This is a genomic window from Cryobacterium sp. N19, from assembly GCF_002929595.1.
GTDB lineage: Bacteria > Actinomycetota > Actinomycetes > Actinomycetales > Microbacteriaceae > Cryobacterium > Cryobacterium flavum.
Genome location: NZ_PJJR01000053.1, coordinates 87,544 through 106,302, shown reverse-complemented (window position 1 = coordinate 106,302; position 18,759 = coordinate 87,544). Strand labels below are relative to the sequence as shown.

Genomic DNA, 18,759 nt, shown 5'->3' with positions numbered 1-18,759 from the left:
TGTCGACCAGATACTTCCAGCTGCGTTAGCTGGCGGCACCGTCATCGCGGCTGCGCCGCAGGGCGAGGAAGTTCTCGAGTTCGGCGGCGATTTCATCGGCCGACGGCAGCTCGCCATCTTCGTCGGTGAGCGGCGACCGCAGCGGGCTTCCCTCCATGTAGGCATCGTAGCGCTGCTCCAGTGTGCCCACCAGCTTGGCCAGCTCCGGGTTGTTCCGCACCTGGTCATCGATGCGTGCCACGAATTCTCGATTGGCTTCCCGCAGGCGATCGGTCGGAAAGATCAATCCGGTCGACGCGCTCGTGCTCTCTAGCGCGGTGAGGGCTGCGGCCGGAAATTCGGTGTCACCCAGGTAGTGCGGAATGAGCAGCACGTAGCCGACCGTGGAGGCGCCACGTTCCTGCAGGCGGAACTCCAGGAGGTGCAGAACGTTGGCCGCGACCTGCGTGTGCGGCCGCCAGACCGATCGGTTCTCGATGAGATCGGAACGGTTGCCGCTGACGGTGACACCGATCGGTCGGGTGTGCGGAACGGGCATGGGGATGGCGTGCACCCAGGTTGCCCCGGCGACCGTGAATCGGTCGACGAGCTGCAGCACGGCGGCAGTGAACTGTTCCCAGCGGAAGTCGGGTTCGAAACCGGTCAAGAACAGGAACGGCTGCCCGATCTCATCGCGGGCCAGGTACAGCTGCAACGTCGGCGGCTGATAGTTGGTGAGATGATCCTGGTCGAAGTAGATGATCGGGCGCCGGGCCCGATAGTCGAGCAGAGTGTCGGTGTCGAACGACGCGACGACGGTGTGATCCAGGGTGGTCAGCAGATAGTCGGTGAACTGGGCTACCGCACCACCGGCATCCGCGAAGCCAGTCAGGCCCATAATCAGGTGCAACCCCTGCGGGACGCCAGCGGCGTCGGCGGTGAGTTCGTAGAGCTCCTCGGGGTCTGACATTCCTTAACTCTAATCCGAGGGGCACATTTGTGCTGTGTTTTGGGGCTTTCACCATCGTGCCCAGAGCGAACAGCCTGGTAACGGCCCCGGATAGCATCGAGTTATGACTGTTCCCACCCTGTCCCTGTCCACCGAGTCCGCGCTGGGCTCCCCCGCCGACATTCTCATCCTCGCTGCGCTGCAAACGGATGATGGGGTGCAGCTAGTCGCGGACGTCACCCTCGGTGACGCCCTGATCGCGTCGGTGACGGCTCAGCTGCCGCTCCTGAACGCCACCGGAGCACGCGATGAGATCGTGCGTCTGGTGTCGAGTGCCGGCACTCCGCGCAGCATCGCCGTCGTCGGACTGGGGCGCGTGCTCAGCACCGCAGCCCTTCGCCACGCGGCCGGGTCTGCCGTTCGGCAGCTGACCGGCGCGACCTCGGTCGCCTTCGCCATTACCCTGGGCGACGCCGACCAGGTCGAGGCCGTGCTCGAGGGCGCCGCGCTCGGTGGCTACTCCTACACTGCCTACCGCCACAGCTCGCTGGCCGCCACCAAACTTCCGGCCCGAAACGTCGTGGTGCACACGACGACACCGGCGGCATCCGCTGTGGAGCGCGCCCAGGTCAGCGCCGAGGCCATGGCCCTGGTCAAGGACCTGGTGAACATGCCGCCGCTCGACCTGTACCCGGCAGCGCTGGCCGATCTGGCGATCGAGGCCGCCAGCGGACTGCAGCTCGAGGTGACGGTCTGGGACGAGCAGCAGCTCGCTGCCGACGGGTTCGGCGGCATCGCCGGGGTCGGAGCCGGCTCGACCCGCCCGCCGCGCCTGGTCAAACTCAGTTACACCCCGAGCGGGGCCGGCAAGCACCTCGCCCTGGTCGGCAAGGGCATCACATTCGACACCGGCGGACTCTCGCTCAAGCCGCCGGCATCCATGGTGGGCATGAAGTACGACATGACAGGTGCCGCCACTGTTCTGGCCGTGGTGGTCGCCGCGGCCCGGCTGCAGCTGCCGGTGCGAATCACCGCGTGGATGTGCATCGCCGAAAACATGCCGTCGGGCTCGGCTATCCGCCCCAACGACGTGCTGCGCATGCGCGGTGGCCGCACCGTCGAGGTGCTCAACACGGATGCCGAGGGCCGCCTGGTACTCGCCGACGGCCTCGTCGCGGCCGGCGAAGAACACCCGGACGCCATCATCGACGTCGCGACCCTGACCGGGGCCCAGGTCGTCGCGCTGGGCAACCGGTATTTCGGCGCCATGGGCGATGACGCTCTCGTTCAACACGTGCTCGCGGCCAGCGCTGCGGCCGGCGAGAACGCCTGGCCGATGCCGTTCCCGGAAGAATTGCGCGCCACCCTCAACTCGGACGTCGCTGACATCGCCAACGCGAAGATCGGCAGCTCGGCCGGCGGAATGCTGCTCGCCGGGGTCTTTTTGAAAGAATTCATCGGAACGGATGCGGCCGGCCAGACCATCCCGTGGGCTCACCTCGACATTGCCGGACCGGCCGAGAACTCCGGCACGGGCTGGGGATTCACCGCTGCCGGCCCGACCGGGGTGTCCGTTCGGGCGCTGATTCGACTGGCCGAGGACTTTTCACGCCCGTAGTACAGTCGTAGGGGCAAGAAAAAGCTTGTCAAACCACGCGGTCGAGCAGCATAATCTGTCGGCCGTCGTGACAAAGCGTAATGCGCGAGGGAGTAGCTGAGTGTCGGAACAGAATTTTGACATTGTCGTTCTCGGTGGCGGAAGCGGTGGATACGCAGCAGCGCTGCGTGCCGTGCAGCTGGGATTCACCGTTGGTCTGATCGAGAAGGGCAAACTCGGCGGCACCTGCCTGCACGTCGGTTGCATTCCGACCAAGGCCCTCCTGCACTCGGCTGAAGTTGCCGATTTCAGCCGTGAAGCCGCCAAATACGGCGTCAAGACCGCGTTCGAGGGCATCGATATCGCTGCTGTCACCGCGTTCCGCGAGGGCATCGTGGCCAGCAAGTACAAGGGATTGCAGGGCCTGGTAAAAGCTCGCGGAATCACCGTGATTGAGGGCGAAGGCCACCTGGTCTCCCCCACGACCGTTCAGGTCGGCGAAGACATGATCGTCGGCAAGAACGTCATTCTGGCTACCGGCTCCTACTCTCGCTCGCTGCCCGGGCTCGAGATCGGCGGCCGCGTCATCACGAGCGAAACCGCTCTCGCCCTGGACTACGTTCCCAAGAAGGTCGCCGTGCTCGGTGGCGGCGTCATCGGCGTCGAGTTCGCGAGCGTCTGGAAGTCTTTCGGCGCCGACGTCACGATCATCGAGGCTCTACCGCACCTCGTGCCCAACGAGGAAGAGTCCATCTCTAAGCAACTCGAGCGTGCGTTCCGCAAGCGCGGTATCGAGTATTCCCTCGGCATCCGCTTCCAGAGTGTCACGCAGTCCGATTCGGGCGTCGTGGTCACTCTCGAGAACGGTGCGACCGTTGAGGCCGACCTCCTGCTCGTGGCCGTCGGCCGCGGACCGGTCACCGCGGGCCTCGGCTTCGACGAAGTCGGCGTCACCATGGACCGCGGGTTCGTCATCACCGACGAGCGCCTCGCCACGAACATCCCCGGCGTGTACGCCGTTGGCGACATCGTTCCCGGCCTGCAGCTCGCCCACCGTGGCTTCCAGCAGGGCATCTTCGTCGCCGAAGAAATCGCCGGACTGAACCCGATCATCGTCGAAGACGTGAACATCCCCAAGGTCACCTACTGTGACCCCGAGGTTGCCTCCGTCGGCTACAGCGAAGCCAAGGCAGCCGACAAGTTCGGTGCCGACCAGATTTCCACCTACGAGTACAACCTCGGCGGAAACGGCAAGAGCTCGATTCTGGGAACTGCCGGTTCGGTCAAGTTGGTGCGCGTCAAGGATGGCCCCATCGTGGGCATCCACATGATCGGTGCTCGCGTCGGCGAGCTCATCGGCGAAGGCCAGCTCGTGGTGAACTGGGAAGCGTACCCGGAGGACATCGCTCCGTTCCTGCACGCGCACCCGACGCAGAGCGAAGCGATGGGTGAGGCCTTCCTGGCTCTTGCCGGCAAACCGCTTCACGCGATGTAGTCGGATTCCACAATTTTCATTGATTTTTCAGATAAGTAAACGGTTTTGAAGGAGACATACGCATGAGCGAATCCGTCAGCCTCCCGGCACTCGGAGAGAGTGTCACAGAGGGCACGGTCACCCGCTGGCTCAAGAACGTGGGCGACCGCGTGGAGGTCGACGAGCCGTTGCTCGAGGTATCGACCGACAAGGTGGACACGGAAATCCCGTCTCCGGTCGCCGGCATTATTGAAGCCATCCTGGTGCAGGAAGATGAGACCGTCGAGGTCGGCACCCCCCTGGTCACCATCGGCGACGGATCGGGCGCGGCCGCACCCGTCGCTGAGGCACCGGCTGCAGAAGCGCCGGTTGCTGAGGCGCCCGTTGCCGAGGCACCCGCGCCGGTTGCTGAGGCGCCCGTTGCCGAGGCACCCGCGCCGGTTGCAGCACCCGAGCCCGTCGCGGCACCAGTTGCAGCACCCGCACCCGTCGCGGCACCAGTTGCAGCACCCGAGCCCGTTGCGGCACCGGTTGCAGCACCCGCACCCGCACCCGTCGCGGCACCAGTCGCTGCACCAGCGCCCGTTGCAGCAGAACCAGAACCGGTCGCTGCAGCCCCGGCAGCAGCACCCGCACCCGTCGCAGCCGCCCCCGCGGCACGCGGTTCACACGCTGGCACCAGCGGCTACGTCACGCCGATCGTGCGCAAGCTCGCCAACGAAGCCGGCGTCGACCTGGCGACGATCAGCGGCACCGGAGTGGGCGGACGTATCCGCAAGGAAGACATCGTGCAGGCGGCCTCGGCCTTCGGCACGACCGCTGCCGCACCGGTCGTCGAGGTCTCGCCGCTGCGTGGCACCACCCAGCCGATGTCGCGCCTGCGCAAGGTCGTCGCCGAGCGTGCTGTCATCTCGATGCAGTCATCCGCTCAGCTCACGACCGTGGTCGAGGTCGACGTCACCCGCGTCGCTCTGCTCCGCGACCGGGTCAAGGGCGCTTTCGCCGAGAAGACCGGCAACAAGCTGTCCTTCCTGCCGTTCTTCGCCCTCGCTGCCGCTGAGGCCCTCCGTGCCATCCCGATTGTGAACGCCACGATCGAGGGCGACACGATTGTCTACCCGGCGCAGGAGAACATCAGCATTGCCGTTGACACCGAGCGTGGCCTGCTGACCCCCGTTGTGCGTAACGCCGGGGATCTCGACTTGGCCGGTTTCGCCGCCCAGATCGCCGACCTCGCCGCTCGCACCCGCGACAACAAGCTGAAGCCCGATGAACTGAGTGGCGGAACGTTCACGCTGACCAACACCGGTTCGCGCGGCGCGCTGTTCGACACGCCCGTCGTGTTCCTGCCGCAGAGCGCCATTCTGGGCACAGGCATCGTGTACAAGAAACCGCTCGTTGTCACCAACGACGGTCTCGACTCGATCGCGATCCGTTCCAGCGTGTACCTCGCGCTGTCCTACGACCACCGCATCATCGACGGAGCGGATGCAGCCCGCTTCCTCACCACGATGAAGGCGCGGCTCGAAGCCGGTGCGTTCGAGGGCAACCTCGGAATCTAACAGTACGAGCTGTCGGAAGTTTCGGCCTGGGACACCTCAGTAGTCGAAGATCTCACGAAGACGCCAGCCGCCCTCGCCCTTGACCACCAGGACCGAGGCCGGCTGGCTTTTTTGCTGCCCGGACGCCGGAGTCAACACGACCACGGCCAGGTCACCGCTCCGTTCTGCCAGGGACGGCAGGTAGGGCGCGCAGTCGGCGACCTCCCGGCCGGATCCGCCCTGCTGCCGTTCGCGGGCATCGTAGCTGTCCGCGGCCAGAATGGCCGAGCCGGTCTGATCCACGTCGACCAGGCAGACCAGGGAGGCAGCGACCAGGCACGCCGCCCGGCGCACGAGGAGCACCGGCACGGCCGATACCGGGTTGTCCCCCGCTATCGCCGCCAAGCCTGCCGTACGAGCGGCATCCGCGGAGCCCGCGACCGTTGGTACGGGGGCCGGAGTGCCGGTGGCCCCTGCACTGTTCCTCGACGTGCCGTCGGCACCCGACGCGCCGGGTAACGCGCTGTCACCGGCACGGCCCGATACCGGGAACAGGGTCAGGGCGAGCACGAGAATGCTGGCGCCGCCCAGTGCTGCCACCAAAAGCGGCCGGTGGTGCCCATACAGTCGTTTGCGCAGGGCGTGCGCCACGGCCTTGAGCGGATGCGAGTCGATCACAGAATCAACGACGGTCGCGAACGACCGACCAGGACGCGACTGCGGCTGGAGCCGGCGCAGGCTGGCTGCGCCCCAAGCCATGAGACTGGTGAAGGCATCGCCACCGACGCCGAATCGCGCGGGTAACGACCTGTCGTCGAACAGCTCGTCGATCGTGTCGGTAAACTCATCGTTGGACGTGTCGTCGAACCCGTGATCGGATCCGTCGTCGAATTCGTGGCGGCGGAGTTGCACCACGTTCACCTGACCAGTCCCCGCCTCGAACGCGTCAGCGTTCACGTTCTGTGTTTGGGCCTCCAATCGGTGGGTGAGGCGAAAGGCGTCAAGCGGTTCGGCGTCAGCCCAATCGAAAAGGTCATGCTCCAGTGTGCCGAGGACCGAACCGACCCCTGCCGCGCCAGCTGCCCCGTCTGAAGATTTCGGAGAAACGGCCGGGTCGATGGCGCCCCGAAAGCGCCGCAGGAGCGCCGCGCCGCTCGCGCGGTGCGTGTCCGTTACATCGACGGCCTCGACGAGGGCTTCCATCACGATAGCCAGGCGTTCGTAGTCGGCGCGGAGCCGCCGCATCCGCTCCCTGGGTATGTCAGTGAGCCGCGCAACCGCACCGAAACCGTTCACCACCGCCCGGCCGCTGGCATCCAGCAGAATTGTCGCCTGGCTGATGGCCCCGTGCGCGAACCCGGCCGTGTGCATGGCGCGCAGGGCGACGATGATCGGTGCCAACAGGGTCACAGCTTCGCCGGGAGACAGTCGAGGGTGTTCGACCAAGTACCTAGCCAGGGATCCTCCGGTGAGTCGTTCCAGGACTAGACAAATGCGACCATCCCCGAGCTGCGCAACGTCGAGCAGGCGCACGAGTCCCGGCGCTGCCCCCGAGGTCAGCACGGCAATGTCGAGTTCGATGCTCGTCGACTCGGTGTCGGCGCGGAAGACCTTGAGGGCCACCGCGCTTGCCGCACCGGAATGACCCAGGTACACCGCGGCTCGATCCCCGGTGCCCAGCAAACGGATCACGCGGTGTCCGGCGACAATCCCCTCCGGGTGCACCGGTTCTGTCGTGGCGGAAGCGCCGTCGGCCTTAGGGTATGCCGCGCGCTGGCCGGCACGGGAGTCGCGGCCAGCTGTGTCATCGGCCGAAGTCGGAGGTTGTTCAGAGCGTCGTCTCACCTGCCCATGATCGGCCGCTGGGCCGGCCAGAGCGCTCAGGTCCCCCGCTCTCGTGCAGAACAGGCGATCTGTGCCGCTGTGGAGGAGCCGGTCCGGGTGGCACCGGCGCCGGCTGCGCCCGGGTGCTCGCTGCGCCCGGGTGCTCGCTGCGCCCAAAATGCCGGCGACGCCCCTAGACTGGGCAGATGCTCGACTTTGTCGTCGCGGGGCTAAGCGCCAACTCCGTGCCGTATGTTGAGGGCCTAGAGCTCCAACGCGCAGTCCATCGTTCCGTCGTCGCCCACGAGCGACCGGACACCGTCCTCCTCCTGGAGCATCCGGCCGTGTATACCGCCGGAAAACGCACTCTGCCGGAGGAACGCCCCGTCGACGACACGCCGGTTATCGACGTCGACCGGGGGGGCAAGATCACCTGGCACGGCCCGGGCCAGCTCGTCGGGTATCCCATACTGCACCTCGCGGAACCCGTCGACGTCGTCGGCTACGTTCGGTCCCTTGAGGCAATCCTGATCGAGGTCCTGATCGACTTCGGGATCGATGCCGTACGCGTTGCGGGACGCTCAGGGGTGTGGGTGGGACCCGACGGCCACGAAGATAAAATAGCCGCGATCGGAATCCGAGTTGCCCAGGGAGTGACCATGCACGGTTTCGCGCTCAACTGCAGCAACTCGCTGGATGCCTATTCGCGCATCATCGCCTGCGGAATTCGCGATGCCGGGGTGACCACGATGACCCGTGTGCTCGGCCGCACCGTCGACCCGAGCGAATTGATCGATCCGATCACGGCCGCTTTCCGTCGCACGATGAGCCTGAATGCCGCCCCGGTGGCCCCTGCAAGCATGACCCCAGCCAGCCTCGATACCGTCAGGACGAACGCATGAGCGCAGTACCCGAAGGCCGGAAACTGCTGCGGCTGGAAATTCGCAACGCGGAAACGCCGATCGAGCGGAAGCCCGCCTGGATCAAGACCGTCGCCAAGATGGGGCCGGAATACCAGAAGCTACAGGCGCTGGTGAAGAGCGAAAACCTGCACACGGTGTGTCAGGAGGCCGGCTGCCCGAATATCTTTGAATGTTGGGAAGATCGCGAAGCGACCTTCCTCATCGGGGGTTCACAGTGCACCCGCCGTTGCGACTTCTGCCAGATCGACACCGGCAAGCCCGCAGACTATGACACGGACGAGCCGCGTCGCGTCGGAGAGTCCGTCGTGTCGATGAACCTCCGCTACGCCACCGTGACCGGCGTCGCCCGCGACGACCTCCCCGATGAAGGCGCCTGGCTCTACGCCGAGACGATTCGTCAGATCCACCAGCAGAGCCCCGGCACCGGTGTCGAGATTCTGGTCCCAGACTTCTCCGGCAATCCGGAACACCTCGCCCAAGTCTTCGACGCCAAACCCGAGGTCTTCGCCCACAACGTGGAGACCGTGCCACGCATTTTCAAGCGCATCCGCCCGGCCTTTCGCTATGACCGCTCGCTCGACGTGCTCACCCAGGGCCGCAACGCCGGGCTGATCACCAAGTCCAACCTCATCCTCGGCATGGGTGAAGAACGCGCAGAAATCACCCAGGCACTGCACGACCTGTATGAGGCCGGTACCGACATCATCACCATCACCCAGTACCTTCGCCCGAGCGCCCGGCATCTTCCGGTGGCCCGCTGGGTGCGCCCAGAGGAATTCGTCGAGCTCAATGAGGAAGCCAAGGAGATCGGCTTTCTCGGCGTCCTGTCCGGTCCGCTGGTGCGTTCGTCCTACCGCGCCGGTCGGCTGTGGGCCCAGTCCATAGTCGCAACCGGTCGCCAGATCCCGGCCGAATTGCGCCAGCTGGCGGATGCCCAACTTGGGTTCGCCCAGGCCGTCTCCTGATGCGAGCACACAGGCGAATTCGGTCACGGGGCATTCGAGTGACTGGGTAGTCTTATACCCATGGCACGCAGCAAGGAAAAGTCCCCCAAAAAACCAAAACAGCCCGGCCGCTTGAAGCAAATGTGGCAGGTATTCCAGATGACGAGACGCTACGACTCGAACATCGTCTGGATTCTCGTTTTGGCCTTCGTCGTCCCCGTTCTGATCAGCCTGGCCCTCGCCCTGCTGATCCCGGGGAGCAACGTCTTCACGATGGTGCTCTGGATCGTCGCCGGCGTGCTCGCCGGTATTCTGGCCATGCTAATCATCCTCGGTCGTCGGGCCGAGAAGGCCGCGTATTCCCAGATCGAGGGTCAGCCCGGTGCCGTGGGGGCGGTATTGCGCAGTTCACTGAAGCGTGGCTGGGTCGGCAGTGAAATGCCGGTAGCGGTCAACGGCAAGACGCAGGATGCGGTCTATCGTGCGGTCGGTCGCGGCGGCGTCGTGCTGATCAGCGAGGGACCCAAGACGCGCACTGCCCGTATGCTCGACGAAGAAAAACGCAAGATTGTGCGCATCGGCGGCAACGTCGGCATCACGGTTATTTCCGTCGGACCCGACGAGGACGCCGTGCCACTGCACAAGCTGGCTCGCCGCCTGACCAGGATCAAGCCCACGCTGACTAAGGCCGAGGTGCTCGCTGTAAACAACCGCCTCAACTCTATGGGCACGAAACTTCCCATTCCCAAGGGCGTCGACCCCATGAAGGCGCGCCCCCAGCGCGGCTGACCTCAACAGACAACAGAACGGCCGGGCGTCCATCGCCCGGCCGTTCTTCGTCATCGCAGTGCTATTACTGCCGGATGAGCGCCGTTCCGGCAATTTTGTCGTGGAAGCCACGCTGGTCGGAATCCCAGACCAACGCCGGGAGGGCAATTCCGAGCAACAGCGACCGCACCACGGGTCGCCAGAGACCAATCCAGCCCCCGTGGATAGAGATAAGTCGGAGGCCCACCAAGCGGTGACCGATGCTGGCACCGATGGTCGGGATGAAGACGATCTGCAGGATGACGAAGATGATCAGGTTCGCCGCCGGGTCATAGTTGAAGAAGATCGCTGAGACGCCGATGGCGATGGCCCAGTCGATGGCGAAGCCGAGCATCCGTCGACCGGGGCGGCCGATGGAACTCGGCCCGATCTGGGGTAATCCGAGCCGCTCCCCCGGCCATCTACTGGGTGGAAGCTGACCAAAAGTGTTCGGGCGGGAGTCGGAGGCTGGCACCCGATGAGTCTACCGATGGGGCCTGCCTGTAACATGGGCGAAACATAAGCGTCACGGACAAGTAACGCAGCGCTACTAATCTCAATGAAGCCGATGTGTCCGATTCGGCCGTTTCCACGCCCTCGTCGTCTGGAGTTATTCCGCATGTTCCGCGATTCGTCCGAAGTGCTTAAATTCATCAAAGACAATGACGTCAAGTTTCTTGACATCCGTTTCACCGATCTCCCCGGTGTGCAGCAGCACTTCAACATTCCGGCATCCACCGTCGATGAAGAGTTCTTCACCGTTGGCCAAATGTTCGATGGTTCCTCGATCCGCGGTTTCGCGTCGATCCACGAATCCGACATGCAGCTCATCCCCGACGTGTCGACCGCATACCTGGACCCGTTCCGCACCGAGAAGACGCTCATCATGCTCTTCGACATCTACAACCCGCGCAACGGTGAGATCTACTCCAAGGACCCGCGCCAGGTAGCCAAGAAGGCCGAGAAGTACCTCGCCTCCACCGGCATCGGCGACACCGCCTTCTTCGGCTCCGAAGCCGAGTTCTACATCTTCGACGACGTGCGCTACGAAGTGAACCAGCACACCAGCTACTACAAGGTCGACTCCAGCGAGGGTGCCTGGAACTCGGGTCGTAAGGAAGACGGCGGAAACCTCGCCAACAAGACCCCGTTCAAGGGCGGCTACTTTCCGGTCAGCCCGGTCGACCAGCACGTCGACATGCGCGATGACATCTGCCTCAAGCTGATCGAATCGGGCCTCGTGCTCGAGCGCAGCCACCACGAAGTCGGCACCGGCGGCCAGGGCGAGATCAACTACAAGTTCGACACCATGGTGCACGCGGCCGACGACCTGCTCAAATTCAAGTACATCGTCAAGAACACGGCGCATGACTGGAACAAGACCGCGACCTTCATGCCTAAGCCGCTCTTCGGCGACAACGGCTCCGGTATGCACACCCACCAGTCCCTGTGGGCCGACGGCAAACCGCTGTTCTACGATGAGGCCGGCTACGGCGGACTGTCCGACGTGGCGCGCTGGTACATCGGAGGTCTGCTCAAGCACGCCCCCGCCGTGCTCGCCTTCACCAACCCCACGGTCAACTCGTACCACCGTCTCGTCCCCGGCTTCGAAGCCCCGGTCAACTTGGTCTACTCGGCCGGTAACCGTTCGGCGTCGATCCGTATCCCGATCACCGGCACCAACCCCAAGGCCAAGCGTCTCGAGTTCCGCGCCCCCGACGCGTCTGGTAACCCGTACCTCGCCTTCGCCGCTCAGCTCATGGCCGGCCTCGACGGTATTAAGAACCGCATTGAGCCGCACGAGCCGGTCGACAAGGACCTCTACGAGCTGCCGCCCGAAGAAGCCAAGAACATCCCCCAGGTGCCCGCGTCACTCGAGGAGGCCCTGCAGGCCCTCGAAGCCGACCACGACTTCCTGATGGCAGGAAACGTCTTCACACCCGAATTGATCGAGACCTGGATCGAGTACAAGCGCGAAAACGAGATCAAGCCGCTCGCCCAGCGTCCGCACCCGTTCGAGTTCGAGCTCTACTACGGCGTCTAAGCAGTAGATGCGCGCGATCCGTTCATCGGGCCCGCGTGACTGGGAAGGGACTGCATCTTCGGATGCGGTCCCTTCTGTGTTGCAAGGTGACGCGTTGCCGCGTGCTGTGTTGCCGAGTGCACTCCTGTCACGCGCCTCGTGCCGGATCAGCCGACAGTGGGCCCCGGACGCTCCACGGGGCCGTAGAACAGTCGCTCGAACACGGCACGTGCCCGGCGGGTCACAGCAAGATAGTCGTCCTCGAGCTGATTGCCCGAGCCGGGCGGGTATTCCATGACCCGGGCGATTCCTTCGAGGGCCGCACGATCGGTCGGCAAGACGTTCGAGGTGTGATTGGTCCACAGGGTGATGGCCGACCGCGCACGGGACGCGAAGATCCACGCGCTGCGCAGCACCGCGGCATCCGCTGCCGGAACCAGGCCGGCACGGACCACCTCGGCCAAAGCCGACAGCGTCGACGTCGTGCGGAGCGCCGGAATCGCTGCCGCGTGCTGCAACTGCAAAAGCTGCACCAGCCATTCCACGTCGCTGAGCGAGCCGCGCCCGAGCTTCAGGTGCCGGTTGGGGTCGGCGGCCTGCGGCAGCCGCTCGTTCTCCACCCGCGCCTTGATGCGGCGCACCTCGCGCACGGCCTGTTCGCTGATCGCGGGGGGATACCGCACCTCGTCGGCGACGGCCGTGAAGTCGCGCAATAGAGCAGCGTCGCCGGCGACCCCACGGCCGCGAAGAAGCGCCTGCGCCTCCCAGGTGAGCGACCAGCGCCGGTAGTAGGCCTGGTAGGACTCCAGTGACCGAACGACAGGGCCATTGCTGCCCTCGGGCCGCAGCCCAATGTCCAGGTCCAGTGGCAGACGCGAGTCCTCGGTGAGCCGGTTGAGCTCGCGCACAATGTAGCGGGCCCGATCATTGGCAGCTTCGCCGTCGAGGGTGCCGGCACGGAAGACGTACATGACGTCGGCGTCGGAGCCGAAACCCAGCTCGGCGCCGCCAAACCGGCCCATGCCGATCACACCGAACTCAATACCGTCGCCGCCGGACGACCCGTCGGCGCCGCCCTGATCGTTCAGGTCTCCCCCACGGATGGCGGCGATCACGCCCTGAATATAGGTCGCGTTGACGTCGGTCAGGCCCTGGCCAAGCTGGTCGAGATCGATCTGGCCGAGTAGCGAGGCGAATGCCAGACGCAGCATCTCACGGCGACGGGCGGCGCGCAGGATGGTGGCGGCAGCATCTGGGCTTTCATGCCGGCCCAGCACGGCTCGGGTCTCATCCTGCAGGGATTTGCGCGGCCGTGGCTGCAGGTCGGCCTCGTCCTCTAGCCAGGCCACCGCCTCCGGGATCTTTTCCAGGAGCTCGCCGATGTACCGGCTTCCGGACAAGACCCGGGTGAGTCGCTCGGCGGCGCCCGAGGAATCCCGAAGCATGCGCAAAAACCAGTAGGTCGAGCCGAGGTTGTCGCTCAGGCGACGAAAGGCCAGAAAGCCGTAGTCGGGGTCAGCTCCCTGGGACAGCCACTGCAACAGCACGGGAAGCAGGTGCCGCTGGATCGCCGCACGCCGGGACACCCCGCCGGAGAGAGCGGCGATGTGGGCCAGTGCACCCTTGGTATTGAGGAAGCCGATTGCGGCGAGACGGGCCTCGGCCTGTGCGCTCGTCAGGTTGAGGCCGTCGGCGGGGAGCGACGCCACCGCCGACAGCAGGGGCCGGTAGAACAGCCGCTCATGCAGGCCGCGCACCCGTTGTTTGGTCTCCGACCAGCGGATGGTCAGCCCGTCAGCGCTCGTGGCCAGACCGGTCGAGCGAGCCAATACCCGCAGGTTCGCTTCGTCCCGCGGCACCAGGTGGGTACGGCGAAGCTTTTGCAGCTGCAGCCGATGCTCCATCAGGCGCAGCATGCGGTAGTCCTGGGCAAATTCGGTGGCTTCGGCCCGGCCCACATACCCGGCGGTGGCCAGGGCGGTCAGCGCCGGCAGGGTACCGGCCTGTCGAACGTCGGGGTCGGTCTGGCCATGCACGAGCTGGAGCAGTTGCACCGTGAACTCGATATCGCGCAGCCCGCCAGGGCCCAGCTTGAGCTGAACGTCGACCTCGTCGTCGGGAATGTTGTCGGTGACGCGCTCACGCATCCGCTGCACCGATTCGACGAAATTCTCCCGGCTGGCGCTGCTCCAGACCTTGGGCGTGACCGCATCGAGATAACGCGCCCCCAGCGCGCGGTCACCGGCCAGTGTGCGGGCCTTGAGCAGTGCCTGGAACTCCCAACTTTTGGCCCAGCGGTCGTAGTAGGCCAGGTGTGATTCGATCGACCGTACGAGTGCACCGCTCTTGCCCTCAGGGCGCAGGTTGGGGTCGACCTCCCACAGCTCAGGTTCGATGCCGGATTCGCCCAGGCCGCGCATGATGAGCACGGCCAGGCGGGTGGCGATCTCAACGGCTCGGGAGCTTTCCAGCCCGGCCGCTTCGTCCCCATCGGCGACGAAGATGACGTCGACGTCGCTCACATAGTTGAGTTCGCTCGCGCCGGCCTTGCCCATTCCGATAATGGCCAGGCGGGTGGCACGCACCTGTTCGGTTGGAAAAACACCGCGCCCGGCCGTGTTACCGCTCGACATGGTACGGGCGACCGCGAGGGCGGCTTCGAGCGCTGCGGTGGCGAGGTCGGACAGGGTGCGGGCAACGCCGTCGAGCCCCGCCACGGGGTCGGCCTGTTCGAGGTCGAAGGCCGCCAGCTGCGCCAGTCGGCGACGATAGCGCACCCGCAGGGCAATCCAGGCCGCGTCGTCGACCAGCTCCGAGAATCCCCCGGTCGCACCGACCGAGTCCAACAGGTCGCTGACCAGTTCGTCGAGGCTGGGTAGCACCACAAGAGGCGTTGCCAAAACCGAGAGTTCCACCGGATGCCTGAGGAAGAATTCGGTGAGTCCGCTGGAGGCTCCAAGAACCTTCAGAAGCCGCCCGGTCGCCGTGGCTGACTGCAAGAGCTCAAACAGTTCGGGCGACCCCGGTCGCAGCAGGGCGACCAGCGCTACCAGCGCGGCATCCGGGCTGGCCGTCACCGCGAGGAGCGGCAGAAGCGCCCGCGTCTCGGTCAGCCTCCCGGCCGAATCCGGGTCAGTGTGCGGGCTGACCGCACCGAGCTGGGCGACCTCATCGAGGCGGGCACGCACCTCGGCAAGGTCGACGAAACCCGCCCGAACGAGTTCGGTCAGGGTCAACTGCAAACGCTCCATCGCGGGTGATTCCTTCGGTCATCGACCACTGGTGAGTTAGAGCATCTCCAGGTTTTTTTCCAGTTCGAACGGGGTAACCTGCGAGCGGTAGTCGCGCCACTCCTGCCGTTTGTTCAGCAGAACATAGTTGAAGACCTGTTCGCCGAGGGTCTCGGCGACGAGCTCTGACTCCTCCATGAACTGGATGGCGTGATCGAGGCTGGCCGGCAGTTGCGTGTACCCAAGCGCACGACGTTCGGTGTCGCTGAGGCTCCACACGTTGTCTTCGGCCTCCGGCGGCAGCTCGTAGCCTTCCTCGATGCCCTTGAGGCCGGCGGCCAGCATAAGCGAATACGCGAGGTATGGGTTGGCTGCGGAGTCAATGGCGCGGTACTCGACGCGGGCGCTCTGGCCTTTGTTCGGCTTGTAGAGCGGTACGCGAACCAGCGCGGAGCGGTTGTTGTGGCCCCAGCAGACAAAGCTCGGGGCCTCGTCACCGCCCCACAGCCGCTTGTACGAGTTGACGAACTGGTTGGTCACCGCAGTGATCTCCGGGGCGTGCTTGAGCAGCCCGGCGATGAACTGACGGCCAATCTTGGAAAGCTGGTACTGGGCACCGGCCTCGTAGAACGCGTTCGCGTCCCCCTCGAACAGCGACATGTGCGTGTGCATGCCCGATCCGGGGTGTTCCGACATGGGCTTGGGCATGAACGTCGCGTACACGCCCTGCTCGATCGCGACTTCCTTCACCACGGTACGGAAGGTCATGATGTTGTCTGCGGTGGTGAGCGCGTCGGCATAGCGCAGGTCGATTTCGTTCTGGCCCGGACCGGCTTCGTGGTGACTGAACTCGACAGAAATACCGAGGTCTTCGAGCATGCGCACCGACCGGCGGCGGAAGTCGTGGGCGGTGCCGCCGGGAACGTTGTCGAAGTAGCCGGCCGAGTCGACCGGAACCGGCCCGTTCTTGCCGTATTTCGACGACTTGAGCAGGTAGAACTCCACCTCGGGGTGAGTGTAGAACGTGAATCCGCGGTCGGCTGCCTTGGCGAGGGTGCGCTTGAGCACGTTGCGCGGATCGGCCACGGCTGGCTGACCGTCGGGGGTGGTGATGTCGCAGAACATGCGGGCGGTGGGGTCGACCTCGCCGCGCCAGGGCAGGATCTGGAAGGTCGTGGGATCCGGGTGCGCCAGGACATCCGCTTCAAACGAGCGGGTGAGGCCTTCGATGGCTGAACCGTCGAAGCCGAGGCCCTCGTTGAAGGCACCTTCAACTTCGGCTGGCGCGATCGCCACGGATTTGAGGGTGCCGACGACATCGGTGAACCAGAGTCGAACGAACTTGATTCCTCGCTCCTCGATGGTCCGAAGAACGAAGTCGCGCTGCTTGTCCATTCACGCTCTCTCTGATTGCTCAAACAGGTAGCCAGCAAAACAACTACCGACCCCAATAACTACTGTCTAGGCTACTGGCTCCAGGCACGATTGCTTGCCTGACTACACTTGTCGCATGCCAGAGTTGACAGCACCCGAGCCCGATTCCACGGTTTCTTCCGCCGATGCCGCAGTGCAGCATCCCTACAACGCGGCTTCCGGGCCGAAGCGAGTGCGCACCCGCCACTTTAAGAACGCCCAGGCGCAGGGCATCCCCATCACCGGCCTGACCAGCTACGACATGTTGACCGCCCAGATTTTCGACGAGGCCGGAATCGATTTTCTGCTCGTGGGCGACTCAGCCGGCAACAACGTCTTCGGGTATGAGACCACCCTGCCGGTCACGGTGGACGAGCTCATCCCGCTGACCCGTGCCGTTGCCCGTGCGGTGACTCGCGCCCTGGTCGTGGCCGATATGCCGTTCGGGTCGTACGAGAACGGGCCGGACCAAGCCCTGGCGACCGCCGTACGGTTCATGAAGGAAGCCCAGGCCCACGCGGTGAAGCTCGAGGGCGGCCAGCGCAGCCACAAGCAGATCAGGCGTATCGTCTCGGCCGGAATTCCCGTGATGGGACACGTCGGTTTCACCCCGCAGAGTGAACACGGTTTGGGCGGCCACATCATTCAGGGCCGAGGGGATGCCGCCGACGAGCTTATCGCTGACGCTCTCGCCGTGCAGGACGCCGGCGCTTTCGCCGTCGTCCTGGAGATGGTGCCGGCGTCCGTCGCAGCTCGCGTGACCAAACGACTGTCGATCCCGACGATCGGGGTCGGGGCGGGACCATCCGTTGACGGCCAACTCCTGGTGTGGACCGACTTCGCCGGTATGACCAGCGGCCGGGTGCCCAAGTTTGTGCGGCAGTACGCCGACGTTCGGGCGGTACTGACGGATGCTGTGCAGCGGTTCACCGCGGACGTCGCCTCTGGCGCGTACCCCGCGCCAGAGCACAGCTACGAGTAGAACGGCTAGCGGGCGTCCTGAGCGTCGTCTTCCGACCACTTGGCGCTGTTCGCACGCAGCTTCTCCAGAGCGTGGGCTGCCTCGTCACGGGTGGCGAACGGCCCGACCCGATCCAGCGATGTCGACTGGAGGCCGTGCTCCACCTCCCCGGTGCGCATGTTGTACCAGAATGCGTGTTCTTTGTCGTCGGCCATAAGCTTGATCCTATGCCTAAGGATTCAATCGGTCACCTCATCCCGGGAACGGTGTCACCGACCCGTTCCGTTCCATCTCACATCGTTCGCCCGGAGTACGTGGGCAAGAAGGGGCCGAGCCCCTTCACCGGATCTGACGTCTATTCGACCGAGAAAATCGACCTCATTCGCGAGTCCGGCCGCATCGCCGCCGAGGCGATCGCCGCTGTCGGCCGAGCCATCGTTCCCGGCGTCACCACCGAGCAGCTGGACCAGATCGGTCACGACTACATGGTGGCCAACGATGCCTACCCCTCGACCCTCGGCTACCGCGGATACCCCAAATCGTTGTGCAGCTCGGTGAACGAGGTCATCTGCCACGGAATCCCGGACAACACGGTGCTCGAAAACGGCGACATCGTCAACATAGACATCACCGCGTACAAGAATGGCGTACACGGCGATACCAACGTCACCTTCATCGTGGGCGAAGCCACCGAGGAGGTGACGCTGCTGGTCGAACGCACCAGGGAAGCGCTCGCGCGCGGTATCAAGGCCGTCGCCCCTGGGCGTCAGGTCAACGTGATCGGACGAACCATCGAGTCCTACGCCAAGCGCTTCAACTACGGCGTCGTGCGCGACTACACCGGCCACGGGGTGGGCGAAGCCTTCCACTCCGGTCTGATCATTCCGCACTATGACGCACCGCAGTACGACACGGTGATGGAGGTCGGGATGGTCTTCACCATCGAGCCGATGCTGACCCTCGGCACGAGCGACTGGGACATCTGGAGCGATGACTGGACCGTGCTGACACGTGACCGCAGCATGACCGCACAGTTCGAACACACCCTCGTTGTAACCGAGCGCGGTGCCGAGATTTTGACCCTGGTCTGACCG

15 protein-coding genes are annotated in these 18,759 nt (G+C 64.9%); 9 read left to right on the top strand and 6 right to left on the bottom strand.

From position 1 onward, the window contains the following. Positions 1 to 25: 25 nt before the first annotated feature. Positions 26 to 949, bottom strand: coding sequence for a proteasome assembly chaperone family protein (locus CXY78_RS16340; RefSeq protein WP_092340187.1), 924 nt, complete (start codon positions 947 to 949; stop codon positions 26 to 28). Positions 950 to 1,052: 103 nt separating this feature from the next. Between CXY78_RS16340 and CXY78_RS16335 the strand changes: the two genes are divergently transcribed. The 3 genes from CXY78_RS16335 to CXY78_RS16325 all read left to right on the top strand — a co-directional run bounded on the left by CXY78_RS16335 (position 1,053) and on the right by CXY78_RS16325 (position 5,561). Continuing rightward, on the top strand, positions 1,053 to 2,546 hold the full coding sequence (locus CXY78_RS16335) for a leucyl aminopeptidase (RefSeq protein ID WP_092340188.1): 1,494 nt from the start codon (positions 1,053 to 1,055) through the stop codon (positions 2,544 to 2,546). Positions 2,547 to 2,646: 100 nt separating this feature from the next. Next, the gene (gene lpdA / locus CXY78_RS16330; RefSeq protein WP_092340189.1) at positions 2,647 to 4,020 is read left to right on the top strand and encodes a dihydrolipoyl dehydrogenase; all 1,374 of its coding nucleotides are present in this window, start codon (positions 2,647 to 2,649) and stop codon (positions 4,018 to 4,020) included. Between the two features lie 62 nt (positions 4,021 to 4,082). Beyond that, positions 4,083 to 5,561 (top strand): 2-oxo acid dehydrogenase subunit E2, encoded by a 1,479-nt coding sequence (locus CXY78_RS16325; RefSeq protein WP_104090272.1) that lies wholly within the window; start codon positions 4,083 to 4,085, stop codon positions 5,559 to 5,561. Positions 5,562 to 5,597: 36 nt separating this feature from the next. Here the strand turns inward: CXY78_RS16325 and CXY78_RS16320 are convergent, their stop codons facing one another. Continuing rightward, a complete protein-coding gene (locus CXY78_RS16320) occupies positions 5,598 to 7,385 on the bottom strand; it encodes a protein kinase (protein ID WP_158253336.1) in 1,788 nt (595 codons plus the stop codon). A 185-nt stretch (positions 7,386 to 7,570) separates the two neighbouring features. Here CXY78_RS16320 and lipB point away from each other — a divergent pair, with 185 nt between their 5' ends. From lipB to CXY78_RS16305, 3 genes are read left to right on the top strand one after another with little or no spacing between them, the layout of a single operon-like run. Continuing rightward, positions 7,571 to 8,266: a lipoyl(octanoyl) transferase LipB gene (lipB, locus tag CXY78_RS16315; RefSeq protein ID WP_092342193.1), complete on the top strand. Its 696-nt coding sequence runs from the start codon at positions 7,571 to 7,573 to the stop codon at positions 8,264 to 8,266. Continuing rightward, on the top strand, positions 8,263 to 9,252 hold the full coding sequence (gene lipA / locus CXY78_RS16310) for a lipoyl synthase (RefSeq protein ID WP_104090269.1): 990 nt from the start codon (positions 8,263 to 8,265) through the stop codon (positions 9,250 to 9,252). The genes lipB and lipA overlap by 4 nt, the downstream gene beginning before the upstream one ends. Positions 9,253 to 9,312: 60 nt before the next feature. Beyond that, entirely contained in the window at positions 9,313 to 10,020 is a 708-nt protein-coding gene (locus tag CXY78_RS16305; protein WP_092342197.1) for a DUF4191 domain-containing protein, read from the top strand. 64 nt (positions 10,021 to 10,084) lie between these two features. On the opposite strand, the gene CXY78_RS16300 is transcribed toward CXY78_RS16305, so the two are convergent. Further along, on the bottom strand, positions 10,085 to 10,513 hold the full coding sequence (locus CXY78_RS16300; RefSeq protein WP_233197526.1) for an RDD family protein: 429 nt from the start codon (positions 10,511 to 10,513) through the stop codon (positions 10,085 to 10,087). Positions 10,514 to 10,657: 144 nt separating this feature from the next. Here CXY78_RS16300 and glnA point away from each other — a divergent pair, with 144 nt between their 5' ends. Further along, complete coding sequence (gene glnA / locus CXY78_RS16295; RefSeq protein ID WP_092342201.1) at positions 10,658 to 12,082, top strand: type I glutamate--ammonia ligase; 1,425 nt, start codon at positions 10,658 to 10,660, stop codon at positions 12,080 to 12,082. 146 nt (positions 12,083 to 12,228) lie between these two features. On the opposite strand, the gene CXY78_RS16290 is transcribed toward glnA, so the two are convergent. Together CXY78_RS16290 and CXY78_RS16285 are read right to left on the bottom strand one after the other, a co-directional pair. Continuing rightward, positions 12,229 to 15,312 carry a bifunctional [glutamine synthetase] adenylyltransferase/[glutamine synthetase]-adenylyl-L-tyrosine phosphorylase gene (locus CXY78_RS16290; RefSeq protein ID WP_104090268.1) on the bottom strand — a complete coding sequence of 1,028 codons (3,084 nt, stop codon included), beginning with the start codon at positions 15,310 to 15,312 and terminating at the stop codon, positions 12,229 to 12,231. Between the two features lie 36 nt (positions 15,313 to 15,348). Beyond that, complete coding sequence (locus CXY78_RS16285) at positions 15,349 to 16,686, bottom strand: glutamine synthetase family protein (protein ID WP_092342204.1); 1,338 nt, start codon at positions 16,684 to 16,686, stop codon at positions 15,349 to 15,351. Between the two features lie 115 nt (positions 16,687 to 16,801). Here CXY78_RS16285 and panB point away from each other — a divergent pair, with 115 nt between their 5' ends. After that, positions 16,802 to 17,686, top strand: a complete 885-nt coding sequence (panB, locus tag CXY78_RS16280; protein WP_104090266.1) for a 3-methyl-2-oxobutanoate hydroxymethyltransferase — start codon at positions 16,802 to 16,804, stop codon at positions 17,684 to 17,686. Positions 17,687 to 17,691: 5 nt separating this feature from the next. Here panB and CXY78_RS16275 read toward each other — a convergent pair whose 3' ends face one another. Further along, complete coding sequence (locus CXY78_RS16275; RefSeq protein WP_092342208.1) at positions 17,692 to 17,880, bottom strand: SPOR domain-containing protein; 189 nt, start codon at positions 17,878 to 17,880, stop codon at positions 17,692 to 17,694. Positions 17,881 to 17,892: 12 nt separating this feature from the next. Between CXY78_RS16275 and map the strand changes: the two genes are divergently transcribed. Beyond that, a complete protein-coding gene (gene map, locus CXY78_RS16270; protein WP_104090264.1) occupies positions 17,893 to 18,756 on the top strand; it encodes a type I methionyl aminopeptidase in 864 nt (287 codons plus the stop codon). Positions 18,757 to 18,759 lie beyond the last annotated feature (3 nt).